Here is a 25,308-nt window from a genome sequence, read left to right on the forward strand (position 1 = left end):
ATCCTAGTCCGCGAAGGACGCGCCCAACTCCGGGCGCGGGTCGCGCGTGAGCAGGGCCTGCACCGCATCCTGCGCAGGCATGTCCCGGTGAATCACGCCATAAACCTGCTCGCAGATCGGCAGCTCGACACCGTAGCGGCCGGCAACGCGCATAACTCCCTCAGCCGTAGTCACCCCCTCGACCACCCGACCTATCGCTTGCAGCGCCGAAGTCAGTGACTCGCCGCGCCCCAGGGCCAATCCCAGACGACGGTTGCGAGACTGGTCGTCGGTACACGTGAGCACCAAATCACCCAGGCCCGACAAGCCCATCAGCGTCTCAGGGCGCGCACCGGCCGCCTGAAACAGGCGCATCAGCTCCGCTAAGCCGCGCGTGATCAGCGCGGCGCGTGCGTTGGCGCCATAACCCAGACCATCGGAGATGCCGACCGCGATGGCCAGCACGTTCTTGAGTGCGCCGCCCAATTCGACGCCGAGCATGTCATCACTGGTGTAGACGCGAAACACGGGGTTACGCAGCCAACCAGCCACCGTTTCAGCAAAGGCGATGTCTGGGGAGGCCACCGTGACTGCTGTCGGCTGCCCTCGGGCCACTTCAGAGGCGAAACTGGGACCGGATATCACCGCCCGCAATCGATCTTCGCCCAGCACGCTGGCGATCACGCAATCGAGCGTATCGGCCGTGTCGTGGGCAAGCCCCTTGGTCAACCAAGCCAGGCGGGCATTGTCGGCCAAGCGCCCGCGTAGTCCCTCGACGAACGTCGTAAAACCCGCGCTGGGGATCGCAATCACCAAGTCGCTGGCTCGATCCAACACGGCATCAAGATCGCCCGTGGGCTCTACGCCCGCGGGCAGGGGAATATCACCCAGGTAACGTGCGTTCCGGCGAGTAGCGGCCATGCACGCCGCGTGCGCCGGGTCACGACTCCACAACAGGCACTGACGACCGTTGCTGGCCAGCAGTACGGCAACCGCCGTACCCCAGGATCCGGCACCCAGCACAGCTAGGGGCGCATCGTCTTGCATCGTGCTGTCGATCAGTGGCTGGTGTTTGCCGCTTCGGCCGCCGCGCCCTGCTGCTCAAGCTGCTGCATGTACAAGGCATCGAAATTGATCGGTGCGAGCAGGAGCTGAGGGAAGCCGCCCTTGGCAACCAAATCCGCAACGGCTTCGCGGGCGAATGGGAACAACAGATTCGGGCAGTAGCTGCCCAGCAGATGGCCCATGTGCTCCTCGGGGATGTTCTGGGCGGTGAACACGCCGGCTTGTTTGATCTCCACGAGATAGAAGGTCCGCTCGCCGGAACGTGCCGTCACCGTCACCTGCAGCTCAACCTCCCAAACACCGGCATCCAGCGCCTGATGCGACACGTTCAGCTGCACCTCGGCCTCGGGCTGCCACTCACGCGTGAAGACCTGCGGCGCGTCAGGTGACTCAAAGGACACGTCTTTCAAATAAATTTTCTGGATGCCGAATTGCTGGTCGGCGGCTTCGGTGTTGCTGGTTTCGTCGGTCATGGGCTTTCTCGAGGCAGGGAATGTCGGGGAGGTATGGTAATCGCTCGCGCCGCGCGGCGGAACCGCCCATTGCGATCAAGCCCGGTTCTATATCGTTGCCGATACGGGACACGCCCCGATTTAGTCTGCGGCGAGATCACCTAGAAGCGGGTCGAGTTCGCCACGGCGATCCAGAGTGGCCATCTCGTCGTAACCGCCGATATGCCGGTCACCGATGAATATCTGCGGCACGCTGGTACGCCCACTGCGCACTTCCATCTCGGTGCGCAGATCGTGGCGTCCTTCGATCCGCCGCTCCTCGTAGATAGCGCCCTTTCTTTCCAGCAAACCGCGCGCAGCAACGCAGTACGGGCAGTATTCAGTGGTATAGAGTACGACGGCAGACATGGGATTAACGCTTACGAACCGGCAGGTTAGCTTCGCGCCATGCGAGCATGCCGCCACGCAGATTGACCACCTTCTCGAATCCCGCCTTGCGCAGCATCCGGCAGGCCTGCGAGGAACGGTTGCCAGAACGGCAATAGGCGATGACGGTCTTGTCCCGGTGCTTATCGAGCTCCACCAGCCGCTGGCCTAGCGAGGCCAGCGGGATATGCTTTGGTTTGCCGATCATGCCTTCGCGCACCTCGGCATCGTCACGCACGTCAAGCACGATCGCGTCGTCGCGGTTCATGAGCTGGACCACTTCGCCTGCGCTCAAGTGTTTGACGCCGCTGGTCAGGCGAGAGAATTCCACCCAGCCGATCATCGCGACATTGAAGACCAATGCAACGAACGGCAGCGGATTGCTGACGACAAACTGAAGATAGGCTTGCATGTGACCCTGAACCCTCGACTGGCAAAACCGGCACTATAGCCCACAAGGCCGCGAGCTATATACCGCTACTGCAGAAGACTTCCTGCATCATGCCGATCAGGCGCAGCGTGCGGCGGTCGCTCACTCGGTAGAACACCTTGTTGGCGTCCTTGCGCGACGCCAGAATGCCCTTGTCACGCAGGATCGCCAGATGCTGCGAGATATTGCTCTGCGAGGTGCCTACGCTGTCAACGATGTCCTGCACGCTGATTTCCTGATCGCCCAGCGTGCAAAGAATCTTCAAACGCAAAGGGTGCGACATGGCTTTGAGGGAACGCGAGGCTCGATCTATATCCTCATCCAGCGTCATCAATTCGGGGTTCACGACTTCCATGCATCTAACCTTTAAGGTGGCGCGGCCGCCGGTTCAACCGCTGAATAATATTAGCACTTTCCGATTAACCCATCCCGTCCCCTCAACCGGAGGCGCCAAAGGCGGGTCAAAACCCCGCAAGAGGCGGGACACCATACATTCGGGCCGGATGGGTATACTGGCCCACATTCGGCGTGTACTAAGTTTGTAAATTACCAACTCCTTAATTATTACCCTGAATAATCCATGCGGGCTAGTCGTTTTTATACCATCCTAAGATTGGCCGCCCTCGCGGTCTTCTCCCTGCTGCTTTTCCCGCAAGGCGTGGTCCTGGCTGCGAACGATGATCCCACTGCCCATAAATTACGGGAAATCCAGGGCCGTATACGGACGGTAACCCGAGAAATCGAAAAGGCCCAGGGCCAACGAGGCCAGATCGAAGCGCAGCTACGGCGCAGCGAGCAATCCATCGGTGCAGCCGAGGACGCGCTACGCCTAACTCGGTTGCGCCTGACCCAGCAACAGACTCGGCTGAGCACCTTGATGTCTCGCGCCGGACGACAACAGGCGCGCCTCAAACATCAGATCAACGCCTTGAGCACCCAGGTGATTTCGGCCTACAAGGCTGGCCAGCAGCCCCGATTGCAGTTATTGCTCAATCAGGAAGACCCCGCCAAAATCAGCCGAATGCTGGCCTACTACGACTACCTCAATCGTGCTCGGCTTCAGGAAATCGCCAGCGCGAAACACAATCTCGCTGGCCTGATCCAAACCCAGCGAGCGCTCAAGACCGAGACCCGTGCGCTCGACGCCACCCTCGCACAACAGCGAAGCCATCAGGCCGAGCTGACTCGGGCAGAGCAGCAGCGACGTCTCGCACTGACCCAGCTCAACCAGACCATCAGCGACAAGCAAGCACGCCTCAGCAGCCTCAAACAGGACGCCAAGCGACTGCAGGACATCGTTGATTCAATCGGACGGGCGGTCGCCCATAGCGCATCAATCAACACGCTTAACCACACCCCCTTCGACCGCTTGCGTGGCCGCCTGCCCTGGCCAGTATCCGGCAGCATCGCGGCGAGCTTTGGCCAAGCACGAGACGGCAGCGATGGCGTCCTGCGCTGGCAGGGCACCTTTATTAAAACCCATCGTGGCGCACCGATTCATGCCGTGGATGCGGGTCGTGTCGTGTTCGCTGACTGGCTGCGCGGCTACGGTCTACTGCTGATCATCGACCACGGCAAAGGCTTCATGACCCTCTACGGGCACGACCAAGCCATTTATCGCCCGGTAGGGTCATGGGTGCGTGCCGGCGAGGTCGTGGCCAGTGTTGGCGATAGCGGCGGCGCACGCAGCAGCGGCGTCTACTTTGCCATACGCCGCGACGGGCGGCCGCTCAATCCGGAGCATTGGTGCAGTGGCCGCCCCTGACATCGATCGAATGACCACAACCTGCGGCGACCTCTGCCGGCTGAGATGGTAGAATCCGAACCACTGCCCCGCCCAGCCTCGGGGCCCCTGCCTTGGAGCACTGCATGACGTCCAGATTCCGCATCCTGAGTATTCTGTGTCTGACGCTGGCCATAGGCATCGGCCCAGGAGTGCGCTACGCACTGGCTGCCGGCACCCCAGCGGGAACCGCACAAGCTCAGAAGGACATGCTGCCGCTCAAGGAACTGCAGACCTTCAGCGAGATTTTTCAGCGCATCAAACAAGACTATGTCAAGCCGGTCAGCGACAAGGAACTGCTCGACAACGCTATTCAAGGCATGCTGACCGGGCTTGATCCTCACTCGGCCTATCTCGACGCCAACGCCTTCAAGCAGCTGCAAATCGACACCACCGGCGAATTCGGCGGACTCGGTCTTGTGGTCGGCACCAAGGACGGTTTCATCCAGGTCGTCTCGCCCATCGACGATACGCCGGCACAACGTGCCGGGATCAAGCCTGGCGACATCATTACCCGTATCAACGACGTATCGGTGCAGGGCCTCGGCCTCGACCAGGCAGTCAAGATGATGCGCGGGAAACCCGGTAGCGAGGTTAAGCTGGAGATTGCACGCCAAGGCGTCAGCAAGCCACTGCACTTCGTCCTCAAGCGCGAGGTGATTCGCGTCGACAGCGTCAAGAGTCATATGCTCGAACCGGGCTACGGCTATGTCCGCATCACCAGCTTCCAGGCCAACACGCCGGCCAGCCTGAAAAAGGCCATCGACAAGCTCGATCACGAAAACAAGGGTCCGCTCAAGGGCCTGGTACTCGATCTGCGCAACAATCCGGGTGGTGTACTCAGTGCCGCCGTGGGGGTTTCCAACGCCTTTCTCAATCGGGGCCTGATCGTCTACACCAAAGGCCGCCTGGCCGACTCCGATCTGCGTTACGAAGCCACGCCGGGCGATGCCCTGCACGGCGCACCGATGGTCGTGCTGGTCAACGGCGGCACCGCCTCCGCGGCCGAAATCGTCTCCGGCGCGCTCAAGGACAACCACCGCGCGCTGATCGTCGGGACGCGCACCTTCGGCAAGGGTTCGGTGCAAACCGTGCTCCCGCTGTCGCATGACACCGCCGTCAAACTCACCACAGCGCTCTACTTCACACCGAACGGGCATTCGATCCAGGCAGAGGGCATCGAACCCAACATCGTGGTTGAGCCGCTCGCCGTCGGCAAATCACTTAGCGATGGCTTCCAGATGCTGCGCGAGGCCGATCTGGCGGGCCATTTGGCCAATCCAGACGGCAAGGCCAAGGCCGCACGCGATGGCAAGGGGGACCCCAGCCTCGCACACACCGATTTTCAGCTCTACGAGGCCCTGACCGTGCTCAAGAGCCTGGCGCTCAGCCAGAGCTTCCGCGCCGCCTCCACCGGGTAGCCGGGTTCAATGATATCTGGCCGGTGGCTGCTCCCAATGCTGCTCGCGGCGGTCTGCGCCCTGTTCGCGCAAGCCCGCGCCGCGGACATCTCGATCATCATCGATGACGTCGGCTACGATCACCCTCTCGGCCTGATGGCCGCCGAGCTGCCCGGCTCGGTCACGCTCGCCTTCCTCCCCGACACGCCCTTCGCCGTGCCGCTCGCCCGTCTGGCATACCGCAACGGCAAGCAGATCATGCTCCACCTACCGATGCAGAGCCTGGAACCGCACCCGCTCGGCCCCGGCGGATTGACCCTCGACATGACCCGTGACGAGATTCGCAGGACACTGCTCGCGGATCTCGCATCCCTTCCGCACGTCGCCGGCATCAACAACCACATGGGCAGCCTACTCACCCAGAATGCCGGCGATATGGCCTGGCTGATGCACGACATCGGCCGCATCGGCGGCCTATTCTTCGTCGACAGCCTCACCACGCCACGCTCGGCGGCCCTCGAGGAAGCCCGCCGCGCCGGTATACCCTCGGCCGCACGCGACATATTCCTGGACGACGTGCACGACGACCCCGCATACGTGGACCGTCAACTCGACAAGGCGCTCGCCATCGCCCGCGTACGCGGCAGCGCGATCGTCATCGGCCACCCCTATGCCACCACCTTGGCCGTGCTGCGCCGGCGTATTCCGCAGTTGGCGGCTGAGGGCGTCAAACTGGTAACCGTAAGCGCACTGATCCACGACCGTAAAGGCCACCTGATGCATGCCCGTGCGGGCATTGTCTCGGAATCGCTCCGCGAACCCGACACGAGGCCCTGAGCCCGGCCTTGCGCTCCTAGCGACACCTGTATCAAGATGCCGACCCGATTCAAGCGCGAGCACGCCCATGAGCTTGGCCGTTGTCTACCCCGGCACTTTCGACCCGATCACCAACGGACACAGCGACCTGGTCCGTCGCGGCAGCCGCGTGTTCAGCCGCATCGTCGTCGGCGTCGCTGCCGACACCGGCAAGCAGACGACCTTCAGCCTGGAAGAGCGCGTGGCGCTGGCCCGCGAAGCGCTGTCTGACGTGCCCGGCGTGGAAGTCACAGGCTTCAGCGGACTGCTGGTAAACTTCGTGCGCGAGCAGAACGCCGCCCTCATTCTGCGTGGTCTGCGCGCGATTTCCGACTTCGAGCACGAATTCCAGCTTTCCAGCATGAATCGCAAGCTCGATCCCGGTATCGAGAGCATCTTCCTGACCCCGGACGAGGCCTATGGCTTCATCTCGTCGAGTCTGGTGCGTGAGATTGCCCGCCTTGGAGGAGACGTGTCCGACTTCGTTTCCCCGGCAGTGCAAAAGGCGCTGATGTCGCGCTTCAAATAGCCCAGGATACGTTACCATCGGCGGTAACGCCTGCCACATCGAAGCACCGAGGAAAGCCATCATGGCCTTGTACATCACCGACGAATGCATCAACTGCGACGTCTGCGAGCCCGAGTGCCCCAACGCCGCCATCTCTCCTGGCGAGGAGATTTACGTCATCAACCCAGCGCTGTGCACCGAGTGCGTGGGACACTACGACACTCCGCAGTGCCAGGATGTCTGCCCCGTCGACTGCATCCCTAAGGACCCGGATCACGTGGAGACCCCCGAGATGTTGCAGGTAAAGTATGAACGCCTGATCGCCCAGGGACGTTAGCCGTTTGTGACCGCCTCGCAGCGGTCAAGCATCATCCCGCGCAGGCGGAGAGCGAGAACCGCGCCGATCTCATACGGCATGGACGGTGCGTAAGCCCTCGCACGGTCTTATTCCGTCTCGCCGAAATACGCACCTTCGATTTCCACCAACAACTCCGAACGGCAGACATCGCCTTGCAGCAACACCATCGGCAGACGTTTGCCCAGGCGTTCGCGCAGCCAAGCCTCCGTAGCTACGGCATCGGCCGGATTACGCAGATAAACCTTGATCAGGCTCAGTTCGTTGGGCGTGTGAACTTTCAAGCCCTCGACGCGGTGCGCTTCGCCCACCACCGCCTCGATGTTGGCCAAGGTCTCACCCAGCTGCGATTCGAGGGTCTCATGCAGCGAGGCATGGCCGACGATGCTTGCCGTCCCCGAAATATAGAGATGCACGCCCTCACGCCAGCGCTTGAGGGTCGCCCGCGAGAACGAGGGGCTGCGCGGCCCGTAACGCTGCGGATAACGGAAGGCACTGACCTGTCGCGGATTTTCGATCTGAATGCCGGGTTCTCGGGCGGCAATGGCATAGACCTGTAGCCCGCCGCCACATGAACCCAGCGCGCTGGCGGCGGGCAGCCGTGCGTCGTCGAGCGCACGCACCGCCTCCAGCGCGGCCGCGCGGCCGACACAGAAGGAACGGTAGCGTTCATGCCCCGCTTCCTCCGCGTTGATTCTGGGAAGATAGTTCCAGACCCTCACCAGGTGCGGATAACCCTCCGCGCGCAACACCGTCATCAATTCGGCGTATACAACCTGCGCGTCCTCTTCCACTCGCCCCGTATCCGGCCACATCAGGCGCAGGAACAACAGCTCCGAAGTACGGGCGAGATGGAAATTACCGCGACGTTCATACGCCACCGGCTCTGTGCTGTGCCAATACTCACAGACGGGTAGGCCGCCGACCTGTGGCAACCATTCGGCAAAATCCGACGTGCCGTCCGGCACGCGCACGCCCTCGGTAAAATCGATCAACGCAAGCGCGTGCGGATCGTTGACCAGACGTGTTCGCTCGGTCACGGGCACATAGGCCATGCCGAAGGGGCCGGTATATGTGCTGGCGATATCCACTGTCATTCCCTGTCCACCGGCAACGTGCCGCCCTCGAATACCACTGCGCGATTGCGGCGGCGCCTGCGCCAAACCGCCCATGAGGCGGGTAGATGCACCAAGGCCGTTATGTAATAGATGAGCTTGAACAGACCGATGGATCGATCCATCGGCGTGCGCCGGAACACATCGCCTGCCAGCAGCGTGGTCACAGCCTCCAACATGCGGAAGGTATTGCGCGGGGACAGAAACAAATTCTGCATAGCGTGCGTATTAAATCGGTAGATGAACCAGGAAAAGGTCTTCATGCCGCGGCGTAGACGCCGCTCGTAGCGCGCGCACAGACGGGCCGCATCGGCCGGGCGATCGAGTACGGCATCCACCGTTGCCGCCGCCTCGAAACCGCCGGTAATGGCAAGATGCACGCCACTGGAAAAGACCGGATCCAGGAAGGCGAAGGCATCGCCGACCAGCAGGTAGCCAGCACCGTAGGCCATCTTCGACAGATAGGTGAAATTACCGGTCGCCTGCACCTCACCGATCAGCGCCGCACCAGCCATGCGCGCCTGCATGCCTGGGGAAAGGGCAATGGTACGCATCAGGAATTCCGCCGGCGAACAGTCGCGGCCGCGCAGATATTCAGGCCAGCACACCGCCCCCACGCTCATGGTGCCGTCGCGCAGCGGAATCATCCAGAACCAGCCATGGTCGAACCAATACACGCTGATGTTGCCCGCATCGTCGCCGTCACGACGTTCGACATTGTTGAAGTGACCGAACAATGCCGCGCTATTATGTGCCGGGTTACGTTCGCGCAGGTCGAAGCGGCGCGAAAGCAAGGTATCGCGACCCGTGGCATCGACCACGAAGCGCGTCTCCCAAATCTGTTCGGCACCCGACTCGTCCACGGCGCACACGCGTGCGCCGCCCGCGGCGCGAAATTCGACGCCGGTCACCCGCACGCCCTCGCGCGCATCCGCACCCTTACAAGCCGCGTTACGGAATAAGGCTTCGTCGAATTCCGAGCGGCGCACTTCGTAGGCGTAGGGGTAGCGCTTGTCCCAAGCCTCGCGAAAGTAATACACCTGACGATGCTTCGGGTGCGTATCGGAATTAAATTCAGCGCCCGGCTTGAGCATGCCGATGCGCGCATGTACCTCGTCGAGGACACCGAGCTCTTCAAGCAGCGGCAGGGTCATGGGCAGAAGCGATTCGCCGATGTGGAAGCGCGGATGATGCCCCTTCTCAAGCAGCACCACCTGCCGCCCGCGTTCGGCCAAGCGCGCCGCCGTGGTCGCGCCAGCCGGCCCCCCGCCGATAACGACGACATCGCAGGCCTGCCCTACCTTTTCATCCTCACGTTTAACTTCCACGCCCAAGCTTCTCCTTGATTTCGGAGGCGGGATTATCGCATGCCTCGTCCCATTGGCCATGTGTCACAAATAACTTTGAGTTATGTATTATCGGCAACGCCTGATCTAGACATCAGGCGTTACATTCATAACGGTATAAGGATAAGAAAATGCTCAGATGGGTACTGAAATCACTCGCGGTTGCCACCGCGTTACTCGCGCTGGCCGGCTGCACTGCCGTTCCGCTCAAGCCTGCTGCACCGATCAGCGTCCCCTCAGGACTGAGTCACGGACAGGTTCGCCAGGCAATTCTCAGCGCGCTAACGGGCCGCGGGTGGACCATAGACCATACCGGCAAGCGAAAAATACTTTCGACACTATACCTGCGCGGTCATTCCGCAACCGTACGCATCGACTACAGCCAGAGTTCGGTGGACATCACTTACGTTTCCAGCAATAAGCTCGAATATCACATACAGAATGGCAAACCCTATATCCACCGCAACTACAACGGATGGGTGGGCTATCTCGAAAGCGATATCCGACGCAATTTGCAAAATAGCCGTTACACGAGCGGAAATTAACCGACATCACGCGCTGGCCCGTCGGGAAGACGGGTCAGCGCTGACAGCTCGGACAATAGAAGGTATTGCGCTGCGCCAGCACGACGGCCTGTATCCCTGTCCCGCAAACCAGGCACGGCTGGCCGGCACGGCCGTAGACCCTCAGGCTCACACTGAAATAACCGGGGCGCCCATCCTCGCGCACAAAGTCGCGCAAGGTCGTCCCGCCCGCCTCGATCGCCTCGATCAACACCTCTCGCACGCAAGTGGCTAAGCGCTCGTAACGTACGGCGGCAACGCGTCCGGCAGCGCGACGCGGATCGATTCCTGCCCGGAACAACGATTCACTGGCGTAGATGTTGCCGACGCCAACCACCACCCGTCCATCCATCAGCAGCGCCTTGACCGGGCTACGCCGCCCGCGTGCATAGGCCTGCAGGCGAGCACCATCGAACCCATCGGACAGCGGCTCCGGCCCCAGAGATGCCAGTAACGGGTGCGATTCGGGATCATCCTGCGTCCACAGTAACGCGCCAAAACGACGGGGGTCGTGCAGGCGTAGAGCCATGCCACCCGTCAGACGGATATCCACGTGATCATGACGTGCCGGGAGGCTGTCGGCCGACACAATCCGCAAACTACCCGACATCCCGAGGTGCAGGATAGCGGTGCCGGCGGCAGTGCGTAGCAACAGGTACTTACCGCGTCGCTCGACCGCCTGAATCCGTTGCCCCTGGAGAGAAGCCTTCAGCGTCGAAGGGATCGGCCAGCGCAGGCGGGCTTCGCGCACCACCACGTCCGTGACGCGGCGGTCGAGCAAATGCGGTGCAATCCCTCTGCGTGTGGTTTCGACCTCCGGCAATTCCGGCACTTCAAGGCTCCTCGGACTCAACCAGGCGCGAGGAAGTGGCAAATATCCAGCTCATGCCCACACCCACCGCGAAATACTGCTGCGTCTCGACCAAGGGACTATTCACAAAACTCGCACCAGCCAAATTGTCGTAACGCAGGAAACCGCCTACCCAGTAGTGGGCAAAGCGCCGGCTGACGGTCAGGTATACGCTGCTACCGCTGTAGCCAGCTCCCGCGGCATAGGCGGGCCGGCCCGGACGAACATAGGCCGGCGCCACATCGTAAAAATAGGCGTGGTAACGACTATCGGCGAAATTAGGGCCGATCGAGGCACCCAGCATCCAACCACTGCCGCGATAATCGGGCAATGTGAGATTGAGATTCGGCGTACTCACCCAGCCGATGGGCTTGAACGACAGCGTGAAGGCCGCCCGCAGCGGCCAACGCAGATCCAGCATCGTGCCGGGCGTATCAATCAGGACATACTGCAAGGAGGGCCCGATCTCGAAGCTGGGGCTGAGATTGGGCATGCCAGTACGTGCCGGAATCTGTCCGCTCTGTACCGGTGGGCCCGCATAAGCGCTCAAATTGAGCTGGAATCGATCGTTCTGGTAAAACACGCCACGAATGCCCTGGCGATCCGAGCGCAGAAAACGCCCTCGATAGACGAGATATGGCAATGGCAAGAAATAGACAACTTCGCCACGCGCACCCCGATAGGCTGGAATGCTCGTAACGCCCATACCCACGCCCAATTCCCACAGCGGTCGAAGCTCGCCATGGGCTGTTGACGCCCAGGCCAACACGCCAGCCAGCAGGGGTATGCGTCCACGGTGCGCCAACCATATCCGGCGCAATCGTCGGGGTAAGGCGGACTGCTTGCGCATCATCGGGGAGGTCCATCACAGGCTTGAGGGGATTCAGGGCGAGTATCCGGCAATCCCGACGCATCGAATGCGGGCTTTTGCCATTTCCGGGCCGTTGGTAAGATACCATAGACGGTTTCAGGCGCCTGACGGGCTACGCAGAGACGCCAACCAAGTTCAAAACAGGGGGGACAGAATGGATCAAGCGGGCGGGATCGAGCAGGAAGTGGCCGATCTGATTATCTCCACGCTCAACCTCGATGAGGTTGGCGTCACCGAAATCGACCCGGAGGCTCCGTTGTTCCGCGAAGGCCTCGGACTCGACTCCATCGACGCTCTGGAACTCGCACTCGCCATATCAAACCGTTATGGCTTCCAGATCAAATCCGACGATAGCGATACATTGAGTATATTTACCTCTTTGCGCACCCTGTCCGAGCATATCCAGCAACACCGGGTCACCTGAGCCGAAGCAAAAGTATGATGCGATTCTGGCCGCTATTGGTCCTGATGTACCCTCTCACGGCCCACCTCAGTATCGTCTACGGTGTACCGCTCCCGGCTGCGCTGCTACTGGTCACCGTATTATCGCTGAGTTTCAGGCAAGCCATGGCGCGGCGCGACCGCACCAACGTGCTGATGTTGACGCTATACGCGGTATTTACGCTGATGATGGTCGAGTGGACCGGGTTGCGAGGCGCGCTCTACCTCCCCCCCGTGGTCATGAATGCCTCTGTCGCCTATTTGTTTGCTCGCTCGCTGATGCCCGGACGCACTGATCTGATCACCCTGATCGCCACTCACGTCGAGCCCGAAGTAACGCCGGCGATGCAGCGCTACGCGCGCCGTGCGTGTTGGGCCTGGATGTATTTCTCCGCTTCACTTGCCATTGCCGCCGCCATCCTCGCGCTGTATGCCCCGATAGAAATCTGGTCATGGTCTACCAACGTACTGAACTACCTGCTGATCGCAGGCTTTTTCATTGGTGAATGGTTGGTTCGCATGTGGGTATTGGGTCGTAACCAAACGGCAGGTCCGTTGGCAACCCTGCGGGCCATGTCGAGCTTTGACTACAAGCAGCTACTGCAGACATGACGCCAGCTTCACTACCCCTGATCCACGTTGGCAAACCGCACTTCCCCATCGCCGTGCGCGAGGGAGAGATCATCAGCCGCGAGCAGTTTCTCGTTGATGTGCATACGGCGGCGTCCCACCTACCCGACAGACCTCACGTCATCAATCTCTGCTTCGACCGTTACCACTTCATGGTGGCCTTCGCAGCAGCCTTATTACGTGGTCAACTCAGCCTCCTGCCGCCAAGCCGGGCGCCGGAAGTAATCGCGGAAGTCGTCAACGAATACGATGCCTATTGCCTATCCGACCGCGCCATCGACGGGCTAGGTCAAGCACCTTACCCACTGCGCCTGACACCTGCCATCGAAGGCGCAATGCTACCCAACATAGAGGCCGGGCAAGCGGCCATCATGATATTCACCTCCGGCAGCACGGGTCGCGCACAGCCCAATCGCAAGACCTGGGGCCAACTCGTCACCGGCACCCGACTGGCCCTGCACCGCTTCGGTCTTGACACGAATCCGCACTACCTGCTCGCAACGGTCCCGCCTCAGCACATGTACGGACTCGAATCGACCGTGCTCTACGCCATGCTGGGCCCGAACGCGGTACACGCGGGCCAACCTTTTTACCCCGAAGACCTCCGTTTTGCCCTGACGCAGTTGCCAATGCCCCGGATGTTAGTGACCACCCCGGCCCACCTGCGCGTCCTGACACGCTCCGAACTTGAATGGCCTAAACCGGATTTCATACTCTGTGCGACCGCGCCGCTCGATGGCAGTCTCGCGGCAGAGGCCGAACAGGCCTTCGGCTGCCCATTGCACGAAATTTATGGCTGCACCGAGGCAGGCGCCATTGCCAGTCGCCAGCCCGTCCGTGATCAGTGCTGGCGCCTCTACGAAGGCATGCACCTGATACACCAAGGCGAGAATTGGTTGATCGCGGGACCGCAGCTCGATCAACCCCAAACGCTCTCCGATCGGATCGAATATGACGATGACGGCTGTTTCGCGCTCCTCGGACGCAAATCCGAGTTGCTCAACATTGCCGGCAAGCGCACCACCATCGGCGAACTGAATCACCGCCTGCTATCCATTCCCGGGGTCATTGATGGTTGTTTCATCCAACCCGATCCAACCCGCGAGCGCTTGGCTGCGCTAGTGGTGGCCCCCGATCTGGACGAAGCGACCCTGCTGCGCCAGCTCGCGCGCAGCATGGACCCGGTCTTCCTGCCCCGCCCGCTGATCAAACTCACGGCCTTACCCAGAACCGACTCCGGCAAGCTCCCCAGACAAGCCCTGCTGACACTGATCGACAACGCCAGGCTGTCGGCATGAACCCACCCAGTTTTGTCGTGAATGCTGGCCACCCGGCCTTGGCCGGGCATTTCCCGGGTCATCCACTGGTACCTGGCGTCGTCATACTCGATGAAGTGATCGCTGCCGCATCCTCAATGCAACCGGGGCTGTCCGTCATCGGACTGAAAGAAGTCAAATTTCATCGACCCCTGCACCCCGGTAATCGATGCGTGCTCCATTTCTCGCCCCCTGCAAACGGGCATGTTCGTTTCCAGGGCCGGCATGGCGACGACCTCGTGGCCGAAGGTCGTCTGATCGTCGCAGAAGAGCGCACGACCGAATGAGTCGCGCGTGGACCGCGCAAACGGAGCTAAGCAACCGCTGGGCCATGGGATTCATACGCTGGGTGGCGCTTAGCCTGGGCAGGCGCGTGGCCCGGCTGGCGCTACTACCCATCACGGCCTATTACCTGCTACGCGCCGGAGAGTCGCGCCGCCAGTCGCGCGCCTATCTCAGCCGCGTACTGGGGCGCCCCGCACGCCTGACCGACGTCGCACGCCACATGCACTGCTTCGCCGCCACCATTCTCGACCGTGTCTTCCTACTCTCCGGTCGGGATGCGGGCCTCGACGTCCGCGTCCACGGCGAGGCATTGCTCCGAACCCAGATCGAGCACGGCGAAGGCTGCCTGCTCCTCGGTGCCCACCTCGGGAGCTTCGAGGTGCTGCGCGCACTCGGTGTGCAGCGCCACGCCTTGCCCATCCGCGTGCTCATGTATCCCGAACACAATCAGACCTTGACCCGCATGTTGAGCGCGCTCAATCCGGCAATCGCAGACACTGTGATTCCGCTCGGCGGTATCGACACCCTGCTGCGGGTCAAAGAGTGCCTCGCAGCCGGCGACCTCGTCGGACTGCTCGGCGACCGTATCGCTGAAAGCGACAAAACCCTGCCTTGCGACTTCCTCGGCGGTATCGCGACCTTCCCCCGCGGGCCGCTGCTGACCGCTGCGGCGCTGAAGGCTCCGGTACTGCTATGCTTCGGCCTCTACCGTGGTGGCAAGCGCTACGACATCCACTTTGAGCGGCTGACCCCGGCCCTTGATATCCCCCGCGCCCAGCGCGACGCGGTAACCACCGAACTGACCCGACGCTATGCCGAACGGCTGGAGCATTACACGCGCCTCGCACCATACAACTGGTTCAATTTCTATGACTACTGGCAATCCTAAACCCGTGCGAAGTCACGGCAGCGGCTTCCACAGCCTCGTCAGCCTGTTTTGCCTCGGGATACTGCTCTCCGCTCAACCCGCCTTCGCGTCCGGCTGGACCCTCACCGATCTGCTGCAGGGGTTCGCACGCATCACCTCGGCAACGGCGCGTTACACCGAAACCCGCAGCTCCAGCTTCGTGGATATCCCACTGATCAGCCGCGGCCATTTCAGCTACCGCGCACCCGACTATCTCGCCAAACGGGCAGGCAATGGCGACGGTGGCTATATCGTCCGTGGCAACGAGGTCGAGGTGCTCGGCACCCACCCACCGCGGCAACTGCACCTGGACGATTACCCGCCGCTTGCTGCCCTGGTCGCCGCGCTGCGCGCCACGCTTTCAGGCGATGCCTCGACCCTGCACCGCTACTTCGATCTGCGCCTCAGCGGCAGCGCCAACGGCTGGCGATTGCAACTGACGCCCACCCAACCTGCACTGGCCCAAGCCATCCGCGACATCACGCTGCACGGCATTGCCAATCGTCTGACACGCGTGGACATCCGACAAGCGAATGGCGATCACAGCGAATTGACCCTCAGCCATCAGGTCATCCGTGAGCAACCGCACCCTGCGCCCTGACCGCCGTTGGGCAGGGCCACTGATCTGGCTCATGCTGTGCGTGGCCGGTGCCTTTTATCTCGCCAGTCATGCACGCTTTGCCACCAGCCTCGCGAGCTTCATGCCGCCGGGCAAAACGCAGGCACAGCGGCTCATGCTCACCCAGATGCAGGACTCGCCCGCCACCCGCGCGGTGCTGATCGGCATTTCTGGCGGCACGCCACTGCAACGCGCGGCGGCCAGTCAGGCCTATGCCCACGCACTCAAGGCCAGCGACCAATTCGTCCGTGTGGCCAACGGCGCCTTCAAGCTCGACGCAAGCGACGACAACCGATTGTTCGCCTGGCGATACCTGCTCAGTCCGGCCGTAAAACCCGCTGATTTCACTGTCGACGGCCTGCACACCGCGCTCAAACGCCAGCTTGATGCCCTGAATTCACCACTCGGCATGCTGACCCAGCGTTACCTCGCGGCCGATCCCACGGGCAGCTATCTGACCATGCTCTCCGCCTGGAAACCGGCACAAGCACCCAAGCGTCAAGCAGGCATATGGGTCTCGCCGGACGGGCGAATCGCCCTACTGCTGGCGCAGACGCGCGCACCCGGCCTTGATCTCGACGCGATGCAACAGGTTGTCAAGACCCTGCACCGCCGCTTCGATGCGCTGCCGCAGGCGCGCGACCTACGTCTGATACTCAGCGGCACACCGGTCATCGCGGTCCATTCTCGGGATATCATCAAGGCCGACGCGCAAGCCTTCAGCGGCGCCGCCAGCCTGGCGCTCATGCTGCTGCTCCTCCTCGCCTACCGCTCCTTACGCCTGCTGGTACTCGCGGCATTACCCCTGCTCAGCGCCGTGCTCGCAGGCACGGTCGCGGTCAATCTGGGCTTCGGGGAGGTTCAAGGCATTACCTTGGCCTTTGGCTCGACCCTCCTGGGCGTGGCGGTCGACTATCCGATGCATCTGTTCAGCCACCTCGACCGTAACACCCCGGCTCGGCATAGTCTGGCGCACATCTGGCCAACCCTGCGGCTCGGCGTGCTAACCACCGCGGCCGGTTATGTGGGTCTGCTCGGCACGCACTTCACCGGCCTGATGCAACTTGGCGTATTCGCCATCGCCGGCCTGCTCGCCGCGGCAGCGGTGACCCGCTGGGTCTTGCCCCAACTGCTGCCGCCCGGCTACGCACCCGTGCTGCGCCTGCATACGCTTGTACGCATATCGGAAGCCGCACGCCGCATGCCCATCGGCACGAAATCGGGGTTGGCCCTGGCACTTGCACTCATCTCTCTCGGCAGCTTATGGCTGCACCGTGGACACCTGTGGGAAGACAATCTGGCGGCACTCAGCCCGGTCAGCCCCGCAAGCCTAGCCACCGACCGGCGCTTGCGTGCAGACCTCAATGCCCCCGATGTCGGCCAGCTCGTGATCATCGAGGCTCGCGATGCCCAGACCGTGCTGGCACGCAGTCAAGCGCTCGCCCATGCACTCAAGGTACCGCTCGCGCGCGGCTGGCTGCGCGGCGACGAAATGGCCGCCCGCTACCTGCCCGACATCACCGTCCAGCAGCGGCGTCAGGCCGCAATTCCGCCCGCCCCGGTGCTCGCCGAACGCCTACAGCGCGCGTTGGTAGGGCTACCCTTCCGCCCTGGCGTATTCCAGCCCTTCCTCGAATCCGCCGAGGCCGCACGCCACCTGTCACCAGTGACGCCGGCGGATGCCCGCGGCACCCTGCTCAGCGCCCGTATCGACAACCTGCTCTATAAACAGGGCGGGCATTGGTACGCCCTGGTCCCACTGATCGGCGTCAGCGCACCCCAGACACTCGCTCACTGGTTCGCTACCCACCCAGCGCCGGGCGTGACCTACCTCGATACCCATGCGGAATCGACCCGCTTGATGCACAGCTTCCGCGAACAGACCGTGGGCCAGCTCGGCATGGTCGCCGCCACGATCCTACTGGTCCTGTTTATCGGCCTACGTCGCCCCCGCGAGGTGGCCCGCGTGCTGGTACCGCTCGCGCTCGCCGAACTGATCGATCTTGCCGTGCTCGTCACGCTGGGCGAGCGTCTGACCCTGTTCCATCTGATCGCCTTGTTGATGGTGGCCGGCATCAGCATCGATTACGCCCTGTTCTTTGCCCGCCCCGCCCCCGATCCCCTGAGCCGCAAACGCACCCTGCATGCCCTCACGCTCTGCGCTGCCTCCACTATCGGCGTATTTGGTATCCTTGCCCTTTCGTCACTACCCGTACTGCGTGCCCTCGGCCTGACTGCGGCGATCGGGGTCGGCACGGCCTACCCGCTTGCGATGATGCTGGCCCAACGCAACAGCCCTCAGACGGCCACGGGGCGTACAACATCATGATGCGGCAGCTTGGACCCCACATGCAGGCTCTAAAAATATCGGCATACACCCTGACCAATGCCATGGGACAGGGATGCAAGGCCACGCTGGCCGCCCTGCGCGACCGGCAGGGCGGACTAAGACCCAATGACTTCGACACCGATGGCCCGACCACCTGGATCGGACGGGTCGATGGCATTGAAGCGTCGCCGCTCAGCGATCCGCTGGGCGCCTACGACTGCCGCAACAATCGGCTCGCGGCGATGGCCCTCGTCTGTGACGACTTCGAGGCACGCTGCGCTGAAGCCCGCGAGCGCTTGGGCGCCGATCGTATCGGCGTGTTCATGGGCACCAGCACCTCCGGCGTCGAGCAGACCGAACGCGCCTACCAGGCGCGCAAGCATACGGATTCGCCACTACCCGATTGGTACGACTATACGCACACCCACGACATGTTCTCGCTGGCGGCCTTCGTGCGCGCGCGCCTCGGCCTGAGAGGACCTGCCGCGACCGTGTCCACCGCCTGTTCGTCCAGCGCCAAGGTCTTCGCCACCGCCTGGCGGCACATCGAAGCAGGTTTGTGTTCGGCCGCCGTCGTCGGCGGTGTCGACAGCCTCTGCCGCATGACGCTCCACGGCTTCGACGCCCTGCAACTGGTTTCGCCATTACCCTGCAGACCCGCAGACGGCGCGCGCGACGGCATCAGTATCGGCGAAGCCGCCGCTTTCGCCCTGCTCGAACCCGTCGACGACCATACGGACGGGCTGTGCGTACTCGGCTATGGCGAAAGCAACGACGCCTATCACATGTCTGCCCCCGAACCTTCGGGGCGCGGTGCCGCAAGCGCCATGCGCGCAGCCCTCAATCGCGCCGGCTTGGATGCCGCCGATATCGACTTCATCCATTTGCACGGCACCGCAACACCAGCCAACGACGCTGCCGAGGATGTGGCCGTGAGCGCCTTATTCGGCGCACGTGTCCCTTGCGCCTCCACCAAGGGCTGGACAGGGCACACCCTTGGCGCGGCCGGTGCCAGCAATGCCCTGATCGCCGCATTGTGCATCGAGCATGCATTCATCCCCGGCAGCCTCAACACCGAATCGATAGACCCGACCTTCAGCAGCCATGTACAGATCGAGGGCATCCAAGCTCCGCTCGCTCGGGTCATGAGCAACGCCTTCGGCTTCGGTGGCAGCAACGCCAGCCTGATTATCGGACGCCGGCCGTGATCGCCTGCCGCGTTCTCGGTGTGGGCATAGCCGCCCCTGGTCTGGCCGACTGGGCCGCTGCTCAACCAATACTGACCGGCACCACACCCTATATCGCCGCACCGATGCCGCGCCTCAACCCCGCTCGGCTGCCCGCCAACGAGCGACGGCGCGCCAGCGCAGCCATACGCCTGGCACTCGCGGTAGCCGACGAGGCAGCGCAGGCCGCAGGCATCGACCCGGCACAAACCGCCACCGTTTTCACTTCTTCCGGCGGCGATATCGATGTAGTCCACGGCATCTGCCAGGCTCTGTGCGAACCCGCACCGGCTCTCTCGCCAACAGCCTTTCATAATTCGGTTCACAATGCCCCAGCCGGCTATTGGTCGATTGCCACCGGCGCCACTCCCCCTTATACCGCCCTCTCCGCGCTGGACGGCAGCGTGGCAGCCGGGCTGATAGAGGCCTGCACCCAACTGCTGAGCGAAGGCGGGCCGATCCTGATGGTCGCCTATGAAGTGCCGATGCCCCTGCCACTCAGTACACAGCGCCCTGCACATGAAGCCTTTGCCTGCGCCCTGGTATTGGATCGCGCAACCGCTACCGGCACCTCTCGCCTCGAACTCGAATATCTTGACGATCTGGACCAGACGCGCGAGACCACACTGGAAAATCCAGCACTCGAAATCCTGCGCCGCGACAACGCCGCCGCCCGCGTGCTGCCCCTACTCGCGCTGTTGGCCACCGACCGGCCGGGGCAGGTCACGCTACCGTCAAACAGCGAAGGCTGGCTTCGGCTGCGCTACACCTCATGTTGATTGAACGCCCCGCCATCGCGACGCTCATCCCGCATGCCGGCGACATGTGCCTGATCGAATCCGTATCCAGCTGGGACGATACCCATATCGCTTGCCATAGCCACACACATCTGGACCCAGCCAATCCCTTGCGGCGCGCGGGCCGGCTGGCTTGCGTCCACGGTATCGAATACGCCGCCCAAGCCGCCGCCCTGCATGGGGCACTGCTCGCGCAACGTGCCGGACTCTCGCTCGCCACCGGACGTCTGGCGGCCGTCCGCGACATCGACTTTCAAGCTGCCCGTCTGGATGAGATAGAAGCACCGCTCGACATCGGCGCCGAACGCCTGATCGCGACGGGCGACAGCTTCATTTATGGGTTTCGCGTGACGGTCGGCGGGCAGCCGCTACTCTCCGGCCGTCTCAGTGTCATCGCCGGCGCCGGCGCATGAAGATATTTGTCGTCATCCCCGCATACAACGAAGCCCGCACACTGCCAGATGTGGTGGCGCGTGCCTGCGCACATGCCGACCACGTCATCATCGTCGACGACGGCTCTCACGACGGCACGGACACGTGTCTTGCCGAACCACTCACCAACGTTACCGTACTGCGCCACGACACCAATCGCGGCAAAGCCGCCGCCCTCTGGCGCGGGTTTCAATATGCATTGGATGCGGGTGCCTGCCATATCGTCACCCTGGATGCCGACGGTCAGCACCGCCCGGAAGACATACCCCACCTGTTAACCGCGCTGTGTGAGCAACAGGAAGCACTGATCATCGGTGAACGGCGCAACAAGCGATATTCGGCGCCGCGATCGCGGCGCTTTGCCAATGCCTTCGCCGATTTCTGGATATCGCTCGCGGCCGGGGAGCGCGTTCACGACAGCCAATCCGGTTTCCGTGTCTATCCAGCCAGTCTGTTGAAAAACCTGCATTTCGTCGATCGCCGCAGGAAAAGCTTCACCTTCGAGACCGAATTGCTGGTATCTGCCAGCCTTCAAGGCTACGCAGTTCGCTATCGGCCCATCGAAAGCCTCTACCTGAAGGATGCACGCGCCAGTCATTACCGGGCCGTTTACGACACGACGCAGATCGTGCTGGTCGTGGCCGGCATGCTGCTCAACCCACGCCTGATGCGTCCTCGTTTGCGACGCCTGCTGAACGGACCCGCGCGCGCCCGCGAACGTCGCCGAATCGCCGCGCAATCGCGTGACTGAGCTAGGGCCCTAGCTCACGGCCAGGCGATCACCCAGCCCTGGGACTGCCGGCGCTGTAACTCCACCACTGAATCCTCGACGATGCCCACGTCTTCGGCCACGCGCGAAATCGGAATGTGCGCGGCCGCCAGATTGCGACGGCACAGCACGAACTTCGCGCCATACAAGCTGAGGCTCTGAATGTCCGCTGCGTAGGGCGTGCCCTTGAGCAAAAGCCCCATACCGGGGCCAATGGCCATCAATTCGAGCACCGAGTGATCGATGCCCTGATAACGGATCGTGTGGTGCACCAGATTCATCGCCACTTTCCAGCTTTCAGGCGAAGACCGGTCTACCACCACCAGCATGCGCACGGTAACCGGCTCGGACGACGTGGGTGCGGCCTCGACCACAAATGCCGCGGCCCCCAGGGTCAACAGCAAAATGAAGCCTTGCAGTATGCGCGTCGATGCCTTCATTGCGTCCCCTATGTGTCGATCTGCGGATTGCCAGGGCATTATCGGGATCCCCAGCGAATATCGACTTGATCCGGATCATCCACAGCTGCGTGACGATCTATTGCACGTACGCGATTGACGCAGATCAAACGGCCGCCCAAGCGTTGTTTACCCACACCGCTCATAAGAATATTCATATAAGTCGATGCATTGGCCGGGCAGCGACACGTATAGCGCCCACCCGGTAAGCGCGATCTATCGTTCGCCCCACAAAAGACGGATGGGGAGCTGTACGCCCACTCATCCATGCCTAGGTGTTCATTTAGGGAGGTTCGCCATGTCCATATCCATTCACCGCCACTTGCGTCTTCCGGCCGGCGCCATCAGCCTACTGCTACCCTTCGCGCCGGCACATGCCGTGCCTTCATTCGCGCGTCAGCTCGGCGTCTCCTGTGCTGCCTGCCACACGGCCTACCCGCAGCTCACGCCCTTCGGGCGGCAATTCAAGTTGCTTGGCTATACCATGCAGAACGAACCCACCGTCAAGGCCGACAATGGCAAACGGCTGGACATTGACCGTTGGGCGCCGCTGTCATTGATGGTCATGGTCAGCGATTCGCTGCCGCAGCACCCGGGACCTGGTAACGATGCCAGTCAGGTTGAATTCCCCAATCAGCTCAGCCTCTTCTACGCCGGCGCGATCACCGACCACATCGGCACCTTCCTGCAATACACGGCCGGCGACGGCGGTGCCTTTGGACTCGACAACACCGACGTGCGTTACGCCAACCAGACCAGTCTGGGCAGCACCTCGGTGATCTACGGCATCGACCTCAACAACAACCCCACCGTGCAAGATGTGTGGAACAGCACCCCGGCCTGGCAATTCCCGTATTTCACGCCGGGCGATACCTTCACCACCGCCGGCGGCGCGGCCGTACCGGCGACCCTGATCGAAGGTGCACTTGCCCAGCAGGTTGCCGGACTAACCGCCTACGGCTATTTCGACAACACCTATTACGTCGAGGCCGGCGTCTATCACGGCATGAACAACCCCTCCACCGACAGTCCCGCCAACGGCGGTCAGTACATCAAGGGCATGGCGCCCTATTGGCGGCTGGCCTACACCGGCCAAGCCGGTAACAGCAACTGGGAGGTCGGCACCCTGGGCCTGATCGCCGACGTGCCTGTGGACGGTCCGACCGGCCCTACGGACAAGTTCACCGACATCGGCTTCGACGGACAGTATCAATGGCTCGCCGGCAAGAACACGGTAACCGTCCATGGCGCCTACTACCACGAGCACCAAAATCTCAACGGCACCACGGCGCTCACGGGAACCTCCTACGGTAGCCAGCACCTCGACACCTATAACGTCAGCGCCACCTATTACTACCGGCGCATGTACGGAGCCACGCTGGCCTATCTAGGTGCGAGTTCCTCGTCCAACGCGGTAGATCAGGGGTCGCTGGCAGGACCGGCGGGCGCCAGCACGGCGAGCGGCATACCGACCACCTACGCCCCCGGCGACAGGGGTGCCTCGGCTTATATCGCCCAACTCGATTACGTGCCTTGGTACAACACGCAATTCAGCCTGCAGTACATGGCCTTCAACAAGGTCAACGGCACGACCACGGATGCGGCACTCAACAACTATTTCATGTTGGGCATGTGGTACGCCTATTGAGATGGATGACTTGTACCGGGTTTATCCCTGCCTGGTACAAGTCTCGGCGATCATGCCATCGCGGAACCAAGCTCGAAATCCTCGGCCACCAAGGCCTTCACATCGATGCCATACGCCGCCGGGTCAAGCACGTGGCGAACACCCCAACGGCGCCAGTTGGCCTCGGTATCCGCCAGTTCCGTGAGGTTGATGAGCCGCCGTTCGCTATAAGGCCGACCCTCAGGATCGCGCAACAAACGGATCAACGGTTTGAGCCGGTGCTGCGTATCGGCGGATAACACCACACCCAGCTCGCCGGTGGTCAGCTCCACGAGGCTACCGATGGGATAAATGCCGACGCAGCGAATGAATTCCTCGACCAGTTCACGTCCAAAGCTATGCGGCGCGATCTCATAGAGCAGGCGTAACCCGCGGTGAGCAGGTATCCCGGCGTGATAACAGCGATCGCTGGTCACTGCATCGTAGACATCTACGAGCGAGGTGATCAACACCGGCAACGGGATACGCTGGTCCGACCAGCCGTCCGGGTAGCCATTGCCGGCAATACGTTCATGATGGTGCCGGATGATATTCAAGATCATCGGCGGCAAGCGCTCGCCTCCCGCACGGATCAGGTCATGCCCCTCCACGGGATGGCGTTTCATGATCTCGAATTCGTCCCGTGTCAATGGACCGGGTTTGTTCAGCACCTCTTGCGGTGTCTTGATCTTGCCAATGTCGTGCAGTAAGGCGCCCAGTCCCAGAATCTTGAGTTCTTCCTCGCCGAGGCCAAGATGGCGACCAAAGGCAATGGCGAGGATGCAGACGTTCAGACAATGGATCGACGTGTATTCGTCCTTGTTACGCAGATTCGTCAACCAAAGTGAGGCATTGACGTTGACCGTAATCGAGTCGACCAATTCAGTCACCACCGCACGCGCTTCGTCCGTGTCCACACTGGACCCCAGGCGCACGTCCTCGAAGGCGTGATTGAGATAAGCGTGGGTACGCGCCTGGATGCGCGTGGCGCGGCCCAGTTCCTGTCGGAAGGCGACCGGATCGGACTGACCGCGCAGGTCGGGCGCCGGACCTTTGCGGATACGCACCACGCGGCGCTCGGTCACGACCGCGGGTGCGGGTGCGGGTGCGGGTGCGGGTGCGGGTGCCGACGCTGTCGACTGCGGCACGGGCACGGGCACGGTGGAGCGCGCGGGGTCGACATAGACATACTCACAACACGCTCGAAGCTGTGCCAGCTGCGTATCGCTGACGATCCGAAACCCCTGCAGCAGAAAAGGCGTATCCTTCCAGTCGCAGTCAAGATCGGCCACGAACATGCCCGTGCGCAAAGACAGGACGTCTAGCTTCGCATGCAGCGTATTGTTGAGCCCGGACGACATACCTCCCCCCAATCGGCACGACGCCTACGCACCCGCGATGCAAGCGCCGGACAAGCGGCCTCATTAAGCTATAG

29 protein-coding genes are annotated in these 25,308 nt (G+C 62.2%); 18 read left to right on the top strand and 11 right to left on the bottom strand.

Features of this window, described 5'->3' with window-relative positions:
• Positions 1-3 precede the first annotated feature (3 nt).
• The 5 genes from BI364_RS16170 to BI364_RS16190 all read right to left on the bottom strand — a co-directional run bounded on the left by BI364_RS16170 (position 4) and on the right by BI364_RS16190 (position 2,707).
• The gene (locus BI364_RS16170) at positions 4-1,026 is read right to left on the bottom strand and encodes an NAD(P)H-dependent glycerol-3-phosphate dehydrogenase (protein WP_070079616.1); all 1,023 of its coding nucleotides are present in this window, start codon (positions 1,024-1,026) and stop codon (positions 4-6) included.
• Positions 1,027-1,037: 11 nt separating this feature from the next.
• The gene (gene secB / locus BI364_RS16175) at positions 1,038-1,517 is read right to left on the bottom strand and encodes a protein-export chaperone SecB (protein WP_070079617.1); all 480 of its coding nucleotides are present in this window, start codon (positions 1,515-1,517) and stop codon (positions 1,038-1,040) included.
• A gap of 120 nt (positions 1,518-1,637) precedes the next feature.
• Positions 1,638-1,904: a glutaredoxin 3 gene (gene grxC / locus BI364_RS16180; RefSeq protein ID WP_070079618.1), complete on the bottom strand. Its 267-nt coding sequence runs from the start codon at positions 1,902-1,904 to the stop codon at positions 1,638-1,640.
• Positions 1,905-1,908: 4 nt separating this feature from the next.
• Positions 1,909-2,334, bottom strand: a complete 426-nt coding sequence (locus BI364_RS16185) for a rhodanese-like domain-containing protein (RefSeq protein ID WP_070079619.1) — start codon at positions 2,332-2,334, stop codon at positions 1,909-1,911.
• A 55-nt stretch (positions 2,335-2,389) separates the two neighbouring features.
• Positions 2,390-2,707, bottom strand: coding sequence for an ArsR/SmtB family transcription factor (locus BI364_RS16190; RefSeq protein ID WP_070079620.1), 318 nt, complete (start codon positions 2,705-2,707; stop codon positions 2,390-2,392).
• A gap of 225 nt (positions 2,708-2,932) precedes the next feature.
• Between BI364_RS16190 and BI364_RS16195 the strand changes: the two genes are divergently transcribed.
• The 5 genes from BI364_RS16195 to BI364_RS16215 all read left to right on the top strand — a co-directional run bounded on the left by BI364_RS16195 (position 2,933) and on the right by BI364_RS16215 (position 7,235).
• Positions 2,933-4,117: a murein hydrolase activator EnvC family protein gene (locus tag BI364_RS16195; protein WP_070079621.1), complete on the top strand. Its 1,185-nt coding sequence runs from the start codon at positions 2,933-2,935 to the stop codon at positions 4,115-4,117.
• A 104-nt stretch (positions 4,118-4,221) separates the two neighbouring features.
• The gene (locus tag BI364_RS16200) at positions 4,222-5,556 is read left to right on the top strand and encodes a S41 family peptidase (RefSeq protein ID WP_070080158.1); all 1,335 of its coding nucleotides are present in this window, start codon (positions 4,222-4,224) and stop codon (positions 5,554-5,556) included.
• Positions 5,557-5,592: 36 nt separating this feature from the next.
• Positions 5,593-6,372 (top strand): divergent polysaccharide deacetylase family protein, encoded by a 780-nt coding sequence (locus BI364_RS16205; protein ID WP_070079622.1) that lies wholly within the window; start codon positions 5,593-5,595, stop codon positions 6,370-6,372.
• Positions 6,373-6,439: 67 nt separating this feature from the next.
• Complete coding sequence (gene coaD / locus BI364_RS16210) at positions 6,440-6,919, top strand: pantetheine-phosphate adenylyltransferase (RefSeq protein WP_070079623.1); 480 nt, start codon at positions 6,440-6,442, stop codon at positions 6,917-6,919.
• A 61-nt stretch (positions 6,920-6,980) separates the two neighbouring features.
• The gene (locus BI364_RS16215; RefSeq protein ID WP_070079624.1) at positions 6,981-7,235 is read left to right on the top strand and encodes a YfhL family 4Fe-4S dicluster ferredoxin; all 255 of its coding nucleotides are present in this window, start codon (positions 6,981-6,983) and stop codon (positions 7,233-7,235) included.
• A gap of 107 nt (positions 7,236-7,342) precedes the next feature.
• On the opposite strand, the gene BI364_RS16220 is transcribed toward BI364_RS16215, so the two are convergent.
• On the bottom strand, positions 7,343-8,350 hold the full coding sequence (locus BI364_RS16220; RefSeq protein WP_070079625.1) for a chorismate transformation enzyme, FkbO/Hyg5 family: 1,008 nt from the start codon (positions 8,348-8,350) through the stop codon (positions 7,343-7,345).
• Entirely contained in the window at positions 8,347-9,696 is a 1,350-nt protein-coding gene (locus BI364_RS16225; protein ID WP_070080159.1) for an NAD(P)/FAD-dependent oxidoreductase, read from the bottom strand. The genes BI364_RS16220 and BI364_RS16225 overlap by 4 nt, the downstream gene beginning before the upstream one ends.
• A 149-nt stretch (positions 9,697-9,845) precedes the next feature.
• Here BI364_RS16225 and BI364_RS16230 point away from each other — a divergent pair, with 149 nt between their 5' ends.
• The gene (locus BI364_RS16230; RefSeq protein ID WP_070079626.1) at positions 9,846-10,259 is read left to right on the top strand and encodes a hypothetical protein; all 414 of its coding nucleotides are present in this window, start codon (positions 9,846-9,848) and stop codon (positions 10,257-10,259) included.
• Positions 10,260-10,293: 34 nt separating this feature from the next.
• On the opposite strand, the gene mutM is transcribed toward BI364_RS16230, so the two are convergent.
• A complete protein-coding gene (mutM, locus tag BI364_RS16235) occupies positions 10,294-11,109 on the bottom strand; it encodes a bifunctional DNA-formamidopyrimidine glycosylase/DNA-(apurinic or apyrimidinic site) lyase (RefSeq protein ID WP_070079627.1) in 816 nt (271 codons plus the stop codon).
• A 1-nt stretch (position 11,110) separates the two neighbouring features.
• Positions 11,111-11,980, bottom strand: coding sequence for a MipA/OmpV family protein (locus tag BI364_RS16240; protein WP_156782811.1), 870 nt, complete (start codon positions 11,978-11,980; stop codon positions 11,111-11,113).
• 172 nt (positions 11,981-12,152) lie between these two features.
• Between BI364_RS16240 and BI364_RS16245 the strand changes: the two genes are divergently transcribed.
• From BI364_RS16245 to BI364_RS16295, 11 genes are read left to right on the top strand one after another with little or no spacing between them, the layout of a single operon-like run.
• Entirely contained in the window at positions 12,153-12,422 is a 270-nt protein-coding gene (locus tag BI364_RS16245) for a phosphopantetheine-binding protein (RefSeq protein WP_083251481.1), read from the top strand.
• 14 nt (positions 12,423-12,436) lie between these two features.
• Positions 12,437-13,051: a COG4648 family protein gene (locus BI364_RS16250; RefSeq protein ID WP_070079628.1), complete on the top strand. Its 615-nt coding sequence runs from the start codon at positions 12,437-12,439 to the stop codon at positions 13,049-13,051.
• Complete coding sequence (locus tag BI364_RS16255) at positions 13,048-14,367, top strand: AMP-binding protein (RefSeq protein WP_070079629.1); 1,320 nt, start codon at positions 13,048-13,050, stop codon at positions 14,365-14,367. The genes BI364_RS16250 and BI364_RS16255 overlap by 4 nt, the downstream gene beginning before the upstream one ends.
• The gene (locus BI364_RS16260) at positions 14,364-14,672 is read left to right on the top strand and encodes a hypothetical protein (RefSeq protein WP_070079630.1); all 309 of its coding nucleotides are present in this window, start codon (positions 14,364-14,366) and stop codon (positions 14,670-14,672) included. Before BI364_RS16255 ends, BI364_RS16260 begins: the two co-directional genes overlap by 4 nt.
• Complete coding sequence (locus BI364_RS16265; RefSeq protein ID WP_070079631.1) at positions 14,669-15,559, top strand: LpxL/LpxP family acyltransferase; 891 nt, start codon at positions 14,669-14,671, stop codon at positions 15,557-15,559. Before BI364_RS16260 ends, BI364_RS16265 begins: the two co-directional genes overlap by 4 nt.
• Positions 15,540-16,178, top strand: coding sequence for a LolA-related protein (locus BI364_RS16270; RefSeq protein ID WP_156782812.1), 639 nt, complete (start codon positions 15,540-15,542; stop codon positions 16,176-16,178). The genes BI364_RS16265 and BI364_RS16270 overlap by 20 nt, the downstream gene beginning before the upstream one ends.
• Entirely contained in the window at positions 16,153-18,525 is a 2,373-nt protein-coding gene (locus BI364_RS16275; RefSeq protein ID WP_083251482.1) for an MMPL family transporter, read from the top strand. Before BI364_RS16270 ends, BI364_RS16275 begins: the two co-directional genes overlap by 26 nt.
• Positions 18,526-18,545: 20 nt before the next feature.
• Positions 18,546-19,733, top strand: a complete 1,188-nt coding sequence (locus BI364_RS16280) for a beta-ketoacyl-[acyl-carrier-protein] synthase family protein (protein WP_070080164.1) — start codon at positions 18,546-18,548, stop codon at positions 19,731-19,733.
• On the top strand, positions 19,730-20,530 hold the full coding sequence (locus BI364_RS16285) for a beta-ketoacyl synthase chain length factor (protein ID WP_083251483.1): 801 nt from the start codon (positions 19,730-19,732) through the stop codon (positions 20,528-20,530). The genes BI364_RS16280 and BI364_RS16285 overlap by 4 nt, the downstream gene beginning before the upstream one ends.
• The gene (locus tag BI364_RS16290; protein ID WP_070079633.1) at positions 20,524-20,961 is read left to right on the top strand and encodes a hypothetical protein; all 438 of its coding nucleotides are present in this window, start codon (positions 20,524-20,526) and stop codon (positions 20,959-20,961) included. The genes BI364_RS16285 and BI364_RS16290 overlap by 7 nt, the downstream gene beginning before the upstream one ends.
• The gene (locus BI364_RS16295) at positions 20,958-21,731 is read left to right on the top strand and encodes a glycosyltransferase family 2 protein (RefSeq protein ID WP_070079634.1); all 774 of its coding nucleotides are present in this window, start codon (positions 20,958-20,960) and stop codon (positions 21,729-21,731) included. The genes BI364_RS16290 and BI364_RS16295 overlap by 4 nt, the downstream gene beginning before the upstream one ends.
• A gap of 14 nt (positions 21,732-21,745) precedes the next feature.
• On the opposite strand, the gene BI364_RS16300 is transcribed toward BI364_RS16295, so the two are convergent.
• Positions 21,746-22,189 (bottom strand): DsrE family protein, encoded by a 444-nt coding sequence (locus BI364_RS16300; protein WP_070079635.1) that lies wholly within the window; start codon positions 22,187-22,189, stop codon positions 21,746-21,748.
• 316 nt (positions 22,190-22,505) lie between these two features.
• Here BI364_RS16300 and BI364_RS16305 point away from each other — a divergent pair, with 316 nt between their 5' ends.
• Entirely contained in the window at positions 22,506-23,855 is a 1,350-nt protein-coding gene (locus BI364_RS16305) for a hypothetical protein (RefSeq protein WP_070079636.1), read from the top strand.
• A 50-nt stretch (positions 23,856-23,905) separates the two neighbouring features.
• On the opposite strand, the gene BI364_RS16310 is transcribed toward BI364_RS16305, so the two are convergent.
• Complete coding sequence (locus tag BI364_RS16310) at positions 23,906-25,234, bottom strand: HD-GYP domain-containing protein (protein WP_070079637.1); 1,329 nt, start codon at positions 25,232-25,234, stop codon at positions 23,906-23,908.
• Positions 25,235-25,308 lie beyond the last annotated feature (74 nt).

Source organism: Acidihalobacter yilgarnensis (assembly GCF_001753245.1).
GTDB lineage: Bacteria > Pseudomonadota > Gammaproteobacteria > DSM-5130 > Acidihalobacteraceae > Acidihalobacter > Acidihalobacter yilgarnensis.